This is a genomic window from Zavarzinella formosa DSM 19928, from assembly GCF_000255705.1.
In the GTDB taxonomy this organism is placed as follows: Bacteria; Planctomycetota; Planctomycetia; order Gemmatales; family Gemmataceae; genus Zavarzinella; species Zavarzinella formosa.
On sequence record NZ_JH636442.1, the window covers coordinates 219,969 to 229,504 of the forward strand.

Below are 9,536 nucleotides of genomic sequence, written 5' to 3' on the forward strand. Positions count from 1 at the left end.
CCCGACCCTCGTTTCACAGCCAAGCCGGATCACTCATGGCCGAGATTCAAGCCGCCCAACTCATTTACACCAACGTGGAGGCAGACAAGTCCCCCGCCCGCGTTCGCGGATTCCAATTGTGGTGTCACTCCGAGGGGTTGGCGGAGTCGGTTCTCACCGAGGCCCGGCGACGGTTGGAAAACTTCAAGAACCCCGACGCCAAACTCGGCCCGCTGGTCCGGCATCTCTTCGCCGACCTCGGGGAAGGGCATTATCTCCTCTCCCAAACCACCCCGCAGGACAAGCCGGATAAATTCGGCCGCAAGGGGCGCTTCCATGCCCATGCCCTGATCCTGACGGCCGATGAGTTTGCGAAGATTCACTTTAACCCGTTTCCGCTTCTTGAAGTCTTCAAGTTCGATCAGTCTCCGGAAGAAACGGAAGGCAAACGCCGGCCCGATCAGCCGAAATTCATCGATCCAATCATCGTCGATTGCCCCGACCCGTCGCCAACCGGGAACACCCTGCCCGGACCGTTCACGGATCTGTTGGCGACGGAGTATCTGCCTCGCTGGGTGACGGCCAATGAGAAAGAACGGCAACCCGTGTGCCTGGGCGAGAAGCCGGACATTGTCCTCGGGTATCTGCGCGAGTTGTTTGTTCTTCTGCCGGAAAGCCTGCGCCGACGGGCAACCTTCGACACCATCAGTTACGGATCGGCCGTCGCCGCCCATTATTTTCTGATCGCCAACCCGGACGAACGCCTGGCTGGCACGCTGACGGGATTCCGTTACATCCTTCTCAACAAGAAGGGGGAAACACGGCTGAAACTGCCTTCTCGCCCCGAAGACGCCCCTCTGGTTTGGTTCGCCGGATACTGGAATGCCTGCAAGACCACGCCGTTGACGGAAATTGACCGCGAGGCGGCCCTTGGATTCTTGGAGGCCATTTACGACAAGCCCGAGAAGGTGTCGCAGGCCCCGGTTCCCTCCGGCCGGTTGCTGGATTTGCTGGAACGATTTCCCGAGGTGGCGACCAAGATCGCCTCTCTGGCTATGGCCCGTTTGAAGGAGGAGTATCCGAGGGCTTTTCAACCGAAGGGGTTGCTGGAAGTCGGCCGGAAACTCACGGCTTTCGTGAGTGCGATGAAATTACCCGCCAGAATCCGGTTCGTTCAATGTGGATTCGAAGACCCGGAACCGATCACCAAATTGGCATGCGAGGTACTGGCCAGCCGGGCCGCTCCTCTGACAAAACTTGACAGGGATGACGTTCGCCGCTGGATCAAAGACCAACAGTCGGAGACGGTCGAGCGAATCAAGTTAATGATTTTCCGTTGGTCAGAAAAGTCTTTTGAACAGTGTCTGAAAGTGCTTTCCAACAGCGGGAACACCAAGCTTCAACAGTGGTATTACCAATGGTGTCGAAGCACAGTTCCTGAATTGCAGACAGTCGGAACCGGGAAAAATCAGATGTTGGCCGAGCTGTTGAAACCGGCTGAACTGTCCGGTGATGAACTGCGAACTTGGAGGCTCGTCCATCAACTAACCCCCGTCATCCTTCCGGACGAGGAAACCATTCCTGACGCAACGGCTGCCGATATTGCGGATGATGCCGATGTGGTGACAGACGGGGTGGAGGTTGAATCAACTGCCGGGAATTATGACGATGCGAAAATAATCGACGACGGCGGGGCAGAGATCAAAATCGACGAAGTCAACAGTTTTGGCGGCCAGGAAGAAATTCGACAACGGACCGAGCGTTCGTCCTGGTTGAGCAAATCTGCGACGGTTGTCCAACGAAAATCCCTTTCCCCTGCGGCCCTGCAGCAAAAAAGCATCAGTGTCCTGTTGCAAGCCCGGCAAGCCGACGAGAAAGAGTCATTGCCTTCCCTTTTTGCAAGCGAGCCACAGGTGGCCGAATATCTGGCCGAAGCGTGGTTTTCCATTAAACGCTTCGAGGCCAAGCATGTTTATTTCATCAAGAATCAGGGCCTTGGCCGGCCGGCGAGACATCTGGTCGGCATGGCGTTGATTCCGATGATCTTGAAGGGTTCGTTTCATGCCCGGTTGCTGGAGGGTCTGCTTGCCATCCCGGAGGCCCGTCTAATCATCATGGGCAAACTTTTCGAGGACACTCGTCTGGAATGGCCCATGTCCGCCATTGATCTAGATTCTCAAAAAATCATGGAACGACTTGTCCGCTACTGGCGACGACCGGATTTCGCCAAATTTCAGGAGCAGTTGACGGAGGCGAGTGACCCGGCATTTCGCCATTTTGTGGACATCGAGGCATTCACAAAATTGAAGGGATCGCCATGCCACGAGCGAATCGAAGATTCCGATGTGTTTTTCGTCGGTTGGGAGGCGCTGCCAACCGACTCCAGCCGGGAGATTGAAACGCTGGATCAGTTCAAGGCGCTGGCCAGTCATGCTCTTGAACCGGGGACGTGGGACAGCGAAAACCTCCAACGCTTGCCCAAACTGAACATCGAGAAAATGAATCGGTTCAAATGGATCTTAATCCGGCTCGCCCGGCCGTTGAAATCATGAACACTCCCGCAATGTTTCCCCCGACCGCCGCCCGTGTTTTCGTTTGAGAGTATGCCGCAATGCTTTGCCCCGTATGCCTCACTCCCGTTCCCCGGTTTGTCGAAGCCGAAGACCCAACCGGGGCCAATATCCTGCGCTGCCCGAACCCCGGATGCGAGGATTCCAACATCCCGCTGCTGTACGCGGAGGAATATGCCTCCCATCCCGCCATCGCATGCAGCATGATTGGCCTGCCGGGACACGGCAAAACCCGCTACATCGACGGCCTTCTCCAAGGGATCTACACCGCGGGCCGCCACTGGCCGGACTTCGCCTATCAATGGCTGGACGAGCGGACGGCCATGACTGTCAGACAACGCCGACAGGACTACGAGGCCGGCATTCCACCGTTGGCGACGGCGGTTACGTTCCCGGAACCGGTCATTTGCCGGTTGTCCGACGTTCCACGGGTCGGCGGGTGTCAGTTGCTCTTCTTCGATGTCTCCGGAGAAGTCTTCCTCAACAGCGTCGTGCTTCGGGATGCGGGCCGGTTTGTTCGCAACAGCCCGGCGGTCATCTGGCTGAACAGCCTGGTGCAACCGACGGACGACGGCGAGGGGTTGATCCCCGTTGATCCCGCCAGCCTGTCCGACATGCTGACCGTGTACCGGCAGGGGATGGCCACAATGGGGGGAGACACCAAAAACCAGCGGGTGATCTTCACCGTCACCAAGGCGGACCTTTATTTAAAGGATGCCGACTTCCCGGAGAGCGCGAGACACATCCTCGAAAAAGACATCTTCGCGGCGGGAACGTCGGTTTGGGAAATCATCACCTCGCTCTCGGCCGACCTCGAACAATGGTTGCGAGGGCGCGGCTATCACAACGTCATCAACCTGTTGCGCAGGCAGTTCAAGGAAGTGTTCTTCACGGTCGTCTCCGCGCAGGGGAGCGACACCCTGCTTCAACCCGGTGTTCGCATGGAGCCGAGGGCCGTGTTGCTGCCGTTGTTCTGGCTCTGGCGCACCCAGCGCCCGGCCGTGTGGATTGAACATGACGGCCGCCGGGAATATGCCTCCAGTTTGCCGCTGGCCATCGAATCGGCCCCGCCGGGGGCGACGATCGTGCTGGACCCTGGCATCCATTTCATCCCCAAACCGCTGACTTTCCGGCAGTCCGTCATCCTGCGCGGCACCGACGCGGAGACGACGATCATTGAGGGCGCGCGTGGGCCGTTCCTCGCGGGAGTGAATCTGGCCGAAGGAGTCTTCTCGGCCCAATCTGTGACGTTCCGGCATCAGGGAACCCGGCCCTCGGACTTGATACGGGTGCTGGCGGGCCGCGTCGAGTTTCACGATTGCATCTTCCGCGGCGCGCGGGCCAGCGAAGACCGCCGAGTGGCTGGCAACGCGCTGGTCTTGGATCAGGCGGGGGTCGGGGCGGCGGTCGAATGCCGGTTTCAGCAAAACAAAGGAAGTGGTCTGGTGGTGTCCTGCACCCGGCCGTTTCTCGTGTCGGAATGCCAGTTCCAGTTAAATGCCGTCTCGGGAATCTCGGTGGTGGCGGGGACCGTCAATGTGTCCAAAAGCAACTTCCGCACCAACGCCTATGGCGTCCGCGTCTCCCGTCAGGCCACCGGGGATGTGAGCCGGTGCGAGTTTCATGATTGCGTCCACGGTGTTTCCGTCTCCGATTCGGCGACCGTCCGCGTCCGGGAGGAATCGTTGTTTCAGGGCAATCGCAAATGCGGCGTGCGGCTCGAAAAATCCGCGACGGCGGTTTGCGAGAACAGCCGGTTCATCGGCAACAAAGAGATCGGCATCTCCGTGGCCGAACATGCCACGCTGACTGCCGAAGGAAACCAGCTTACACGAAACAAAGTGGGCGTGCGGACGGAAGGGAACACCCAGACGGAATTGCGGGAAAACAAATTCGAGAGCCAGACCAACGACGGCGCCGTCTTCGCCGACGAAAGCCGGGTGGATTGCACGGACAACGATTTCTACCACTCCTCCGGCCACGGCATCCGCGTGGAAGGCTCCTCCCGCCCCGTGATGGACGGCAACCGCTACGGCTCCAACACCGGCGGGGATGTTTTCATCGGCGCCACCGTCCATCGCTCCGTGGTTCCGGACAAGCCCCCCAAGGGCCAGCCGCCGTACCGGATCACCGACAAACGGAAGTGATCGGCCGGGTTTTCCATTCCCGGATCAAAGCAAATTGATCGGGTCAGTTCACATTCTTTTTGCTTGGTCCATCTCTCCCATCCTCCGAAAATTCCAAGATTTTGACGCAAGAAGGCGAACGAAATTGCGTTTGGGCTGTCAGGGAATAGGCCCGTCGGAGTGTGTTTTGGAGAATCGGTCATGAAAACCATCGAGCAGCTCGTGAGGCATTTTCAGAATGCCCTCGATGCCGATCAGCTTCGGCGATTGCGGGAGCAGGGGTTTCTGTCGGAAGCAACCAATCGGGAAGATGACAACGAAGACTGGTTTGACTGGCGGGAACACGAAAAAAACAACGCCCAAGCCCTGTCGGATGAAATGCTGGAAGCCCGACTCACGATGACATATCCCAAAAAAGACGACCGGCCGCGGGCCGGGCACTGGAAACGGCTCTCCCCGTCCCTTGTCCGGGCGGCCAACCAATCTCCCCGAGGTTCCGCTTGAGCCAGGATCACCGCCTGACCGAAACCATCACCCTGAGCCAGGCCAAACGGCTCATCACGGCGCTGGCCGCCGAACAAAGCCTGCTTCTTCTCTCCCCGCCGGGCATCGGCAAGTCGGACATTGTCCGGCAGGCGGCCGCCGAGGCGGGGCTTCCGTGTCGCTCGCTGCTGGGCACGCAAATCGCCCCGGAGGATGTCAGCGGCATTCCTCGCATTGTCGGCGAGCGGTCGGTGTTTTGCCCTCCCCGAATATTGTTGCCCGAGGATTCCGGCCCGTTTTGTCTATTTCTGGACGAGCTTCCGGCCTGCGCCCCGGATGTGCAGAAGGCATTTTATTCGCTGCTGCTGGAGCGTCGGCTGGGTGAGTTTCCGCTGCCCCCCGGCACCTGGGTGGTCGCTGCCGGGAACCGGGCCGAGGACCGGGCGTTGGTTCGCACGATCAGCAGCGCGCTCGTCAACCGGGTGTTTGTGCTGGAGGTGAAGGTCGATTTCAAAGAATGGATGACATGGGCCAAATCCCAAGGCGTCCGGTCGGATATTCTGGCGTTCCTCACGTTCATGCCCTCGGCGTTGCAGCGAAACGTCCCCCGCGAGCCGGTCCCGTTTTCCACGCCGCGCGCCTGGGCCACGCTGTCGCGGGCCCTCGATCTCGCGGACAGGCACGGCATCACGGATTCGGCCAGTCGCCGGGCGCTGGCGTTCGGCCGGGTGTCCGGCGAAGATGCGGCCATCTTTGCCGCGACGACCGAGGCCAGACTGGAACAGTTGCATGGCGCCGATGTCTATGTTCGCAATCCGGATGAAATCTGCGGGGAATCTTCGGCCCGGTGGCTCATTATTCACGCGATCCGGCTGGCGGTGAGGGATGATCTTCTCGGGGAACTGACCCCGGATGAGGTCAATCATTTCTTGCGAACAATTCCACAGGAGTTTTGCTTTGCCGTGTTGACGGACTTGGTGCACAAGTGGGGCGCCCTCGGGGCCGACCCGGCGATGTTCGATCTGTTGCGAGAGGTGACCGGTTTGTGAGTGATCCCCGGACGACGCACGATGCCGCGATGAAAAAGGCCGCCCAAGCCTTGCGGCTGACGGCCCTTCAGATGCCACATCTCTCCGGGCTGACGCGGTTGGTTCGCCTGCGCGTGACGGATGACGTGGCCGTGGCGGCCGTCTCCGCGAGCGGGCTGGTTCTGGTCAATGCGAATGTCTTTTCCATGATCGGCATTGCGGACGCCTTTTTCGTCGTTACTCATGAATTGCTTCATCTCGCCCTCGATTCGTTCGGCCGGGGGGAAGGCTCGCACCCGCTGGCGGTGAACTACGCCCATGATTATGTCATCAATGATTTGCTGTGCGACGAACTTCATCTCTACCGCCCGCCGTTGGACGGCTTGAGTCTGCGCGGGGCACGGCATATGTCGCTCGAATCGCTGTTGGTTCAGGCGGCCGACGAGGCCAAGCGCGGAACACCCCTGTGGCGGGTGTCGCAATCCGTCGCCGGAGAGGGGGCGGCCGAAGTCGATTCGGACATGACGGTCGCCCTGCGCCGGGCCGGGTTGTTGCCACCGAAACAGTTAACGACGGAGACACGACGAAGCCGCAAGAATCCGAACGGCGACCTGATTTCCCCTGAGGAAGAGCGAAAACACGAACCGAACCGGTCGGCGTGGGACCGGATTCGCCAGCAGGAAGCCGTGCGAAAGGAAGCCCGGCGGGCGGCGGGTGACTGGGCGGTGCGCGATGCGATGGGTGCCCGCGAAAAGCAGACGGGCGGGCAGGCCACAGGCAATACCGACCTCTTGATCGAAGTGTTGCGGAGCGCCGCCGCCCCGCCGTGGGAACTGGCCCTGCAACATTGGCTGGATGCCATCGCCCCCGGCGACCGCACTTATGCCCGCCCCTCCCGCCGGTCCGGTGACCGGTCGGACGTGGTGTTGCCCGGCCGCCACCGGGAAGGATGGGCCTTGCACATTGTGCTTGACACCAGCGGATCGATGTCAGACACCCTCTCGAACGCCTTGGGAACGCTGGCCGCGTTCTGCGAATCAGCTGGGGTGGCAATGATTCGCATTGTCCAATGCGACACGGCAGTGACCCGCGAAGACTGGCTGGAACCGGAGGGGCTGGTCGAATACCCGATCACCGGCATGGGGGGCAGCGACATGACCCCGGCGATGGATTATCTGGCCGAAGACCCGGAGGTGATGGCCGTGCTGGTCATCACGGACGGCTGCATCAATTACCCGCCGAACCCACCCCCGTATCAGGTGCTTTGGGCCATTGTGGACGGAGGAAGCGTCGAGTTTCCCTATGGCGTTGCCGTGCAAGTGTTTTGAAGTCATTCCAATGGCCCCGGCTGGATTCGACGTTTCGCCGATGATATATTCACCCTCGGCGGCGGGCGCCTGCCGAAATCATTTTTCACACTCCCTCCCTCCGGAACGCATCCATGATCCGACCCCTCCTGATCGCCTTGCTGTTCGCCCTGCCGGCCCTGGCCGAGGATGACCCCATCCGAGCCACTCTCAACGAGGCGAAGAAGAAATACGATCTCGGTATCCGGACAATGAATGCCAAGGTGTCCGAGGCGTTTCAGACGCGGGATGACAAGATCCGAAACTCGGCCAAAACCAGCACGGCTTTGTTGGAAATTTTGAAGGGCGAACGGCAACGCTTCACCGATTACCGGGAACTGCCCGCCTGGGCGCCGACCGCCTTGGTGACCCAACAAAAACAACTGCTGACGGAATGCGAAGAGGCCCACACCAAGGCCATCAAAAACTACCTGAAAGACAAGCAGGATGATGCCGCCGCCAAAGTAGACAAGGAACTCGACGAGCTTTGGGCGTCCACCTGGTTGCAAATGGATTACAAAGAAGCCCGGATAAAAGATGGCTATATTCGCATCCCCCGAGAGAAAGGGATCGCCACCAAAACCACCTTCACCGGCCCGATTGAGATTTCTCTGATCGCCCGGACAGAAGATGAGAACATTCGGATTAACGCTTATAACGGGTCTGTTGTCATCTTCAATTGGGAAGGAAATCGAAAGGAACTTCGCGTCTGCCGCCCTGATGGCAATCCCAATAATCTTGAGAGCGGGTCACTTGTCACGGCCAAGTTGACTCCTCTGGAGCCCAACAAGTGGTATACGCTTCGATGGCAAATTCAGTCCAAAGGCATGGCGGTTTATTGCAATGACCGTCTGGTCTGGTCTGAGAAGAAAGCCTACAAGACAGAAGACATGAGTTCAAAAATTATCATCAAGGCGGCCACCAGCATTGTTGATGTCAAAGAATTGAAAATCAAATCCTTGGTCCCGCTGGATTGAATGGGCAGTATTCCACATCAAATTCAACTTGAAAAGGCATCCACGCCATGAAATCACACACCGAATATCTGACACTCAACATCCCCTCCAAGATGGCGTTTGTAAACATCACGCCGAGGGTGCAGGAGGCCATCAATAAAAGCGGCGTGCAGGAAGGGATGGTGTTGTGCAACTCGATGCACATTACATCAAGCGTCTTCATCAACGACGACGAACGCGGCCTGCACCACGACTTCGGCGTCTGGCTCGAACAACTCGCCCCCTTCAACCCGGACCCGGATCACTATTACCACAACCGCACCGGCGAAGACAACGCCGACGCCCACTTGAAACGCCAGATCATGGGCCGCGAAGTGGTCGTGGCGATCACCAAGGGAAAACTCGACTTCGGCCCGTGGGAACAAATCTTCTATGGCGAGTTCGACGGGCATCGGAACAAGCGGGTGCTGGTGAAGATCATTGGGGAGTGACAACTCCGATCTGGTTGGTGGAATGACAATGACGCCCGAAGGCAACAACGTCTACGGCCATATAACCGCACCTCAAGGGTTGCTGCCAATTCTGCATGCTGTAGAGCAGACTGTCCGTGGGGGCCAAGTCCACATCAAACGATCCGGGTTCAATGGAGCCGAGACGCTTCGCATTCGCTCGGAATTGGCAGATTTTGAGACGGACTCACTCGGCGGTGGAGAACACTTATTCAATGGTGGCGTGGGTGGCTCGCTTGAAGAAGTCGTGGTCTTTGTCCGGGCATTGTCTGAGTCGCTGTCTCGGGCAGGGATCGAACATTCCTTCGAGGTCTACGATGACCAGCAACTCGTTCAACAAATACCAAGTTAGAGAAATGCACCGAAGGTTATCAGCCATCACTGGTGATTTCATTCACCTTCAAGCAGCGTGATCGGCAGGATGATCTTAAACCAACTCCCCACCCCCGGCCGGCTTTCGGCGCGCACCCGGCCGCCCAAGGCGTTGACGATGCGGGCGGTGATGGCGAGGCCCAGGCCGGTGCCGGTCACGCCGCGCT

At 59.0% G+C, this 9,536-nt stretch carries 9 protein-coding genes; 8 read left to right on the top strand and 1 reads right to left on the bottom strand.

The window, feature by feature from the left end:
• The first annotated feature begins 35 nt into the window (after positions 1 to 35).
• From BGIM_RS0122110 to BGIM_RS0122145, 8 genes are all read left to right on the top strand, one after another.
• Positions 36 to 2,531: a GAP1-N2 domain-containing protein gene (locus tag BGIM_RS0122110; RefSeq protein ID WP_020471914.1), complete on the top strand. Its 2,496-nt coding sequence runs from the start codon at positions 36 to 38 to the stop codon at positions 2,529 to 2,531.
• Between the two features lie 59 nt (positions 2,532 to 2,590).
• Positions 2,591 to 4,696: a right-handed parallel beta-helix repeat-containing protein gene (locus tag BGIM_RS0122115; protein WP_020471915.1), complete on the top strand. Its 2,106-nt coding sequence runs from the start codon at positions 2,591 to 2,593 to the stop codon at positions 4,694 to 4,696.
• Positions 4,697 to 4,876: 180 nt separating this feature from the next.
• Positions 4,877 to 5,179, top strand: a complete 303-nt coding sequence (locus tag BGIM_RS0122120) for a hypothetical protein (RefSeq protein ID WP_020471916.1) — start codon at positions 4,877 to 4,879, stop codon at positions 5,177 to 5,179.
• Positions 5,176 to 6,207, top strand: a complete 1,032-nt coding sequence (locus BGIM_RS0122125) for an AAA family ATPase (RefSeq protein ID WP_020471917.1) — start codon at positions 5,176 to 5,178, stop codon at positions 6,205 to 6,207. Before BGIM_RS0122120 ends, BGIM_RS0122125 begins: the two co-directional genes overlap by 4 nt.
• Complete coding sequence (locus BGIM_RS0122130; RefSeq protein WP_020471918.1) at positions 6,204 to 7,514, top strand: vWA domain-containing protein; 1,311 nt, start codon at positions 6,204 to 6,206, stop codon at positions 7,512 to 7,514. Before BGIM_RS0122125 ends, BGIM_RS0122130 begins: the two co-directional genes overlap by 4 nt.
• A 113-nt stretch (positions 7,515 to 7,627) precedes the next feature.
• The gene (locus tag BGIM_RS0122135) at positions 7,628 to 8,509 is read left to right on the top strand and encodes a hypothetical protein (protein WP_020471919.1); all 882 of its coding nucleotides are present in this window, start codon (positions 7,628 to 7,630) and stop codon (positions 8,507 to 8,509) included.
• A gap of 47 nt (positions 8,510 to 8,556) precedes the next feature.
• Positions 8,557 to 8,979, top strand: a complete 423-nt coding sequence (locus BGIM_RS0122140) for a secondary thiamine-phosphate synthase enzyme YjbQ (protein ID WP_020471920.1) — start codon at positions 8,557 to 8,559, stop codon at positions 8,977 to 8,979.
• 28 nt (positions 8,980 to 9,007) lie between these two features.
• Positions 9,008 to 9,349 (top strand): hypothetical protein, encoded by a 342-nt coding sequence (locus BGIM_RS0122145; protein ID WP_020471921.1) that lies wholly within the window; start codon positions 9,008 to 9,010, stop codon positions 9,347 to 9,349.
• 38 nt (positions 9,350 to 9,387) lie between these two features.
• On the opposite strand, the gene BGIM_RS68345 is transcribed toward BGIM_RS0122145, so the two are convergent.
• Positions 9,388 to 9,536, bottom strand: a 149-nt coding sequence (locus BGIM_RS68345; protein ID WP_390567415.1) for an ATP-binding protein, incomplete at its 5' end; no start/stop codon positions are given.

Excerpts from the sequence above, each read along its gene's own strand:
- BGIM_RS0122140 (WP_020471920.1), top strand. The coding sequence starts at position 8,557 with ATGAAATCACACACCGAATATCTGACACTCAACATCCCCTCCAAGATG.
- BGIM_RS0122120 (WP_020471916.1), top strand. The coding sequence starts at position 4,877 with ATGAAAACCATCGAGCAGCTCGTGAGGCATTTTCAGAATGCCCTCGAT.
- BGIM_RS0122115 (WP_020471915.1), top strand. The coding sequence starts at position 2,591 with ATGCTTTGCCCCGTATGCCTCACTCCCGTTCCCCGGTTTGTCGAAGCC.
- BGIM_RS0122135 (WP_020471919.1), top strand. The coding sequence starts at position 7,628 with ATGATCCGACCCCTCCTGATCGCCTTGCTGTTCGCCCTGCCGGCCCTG.
- BGIM_RS0122110 (WP_020471914.1), top strand. The coding sequence starts at position 36 with ATGGCCGAGATTCAAGCCGCCCAACTCATTTACACCAACGTGGAGGCA.
- BGIM_RS0122145 (WP_020471921.1), top strand. The coding sequence starts at position 9,008 with ATGACGCCCGAAGGCAACAACGTCTACGGCCATATAACCGCACCTCAA.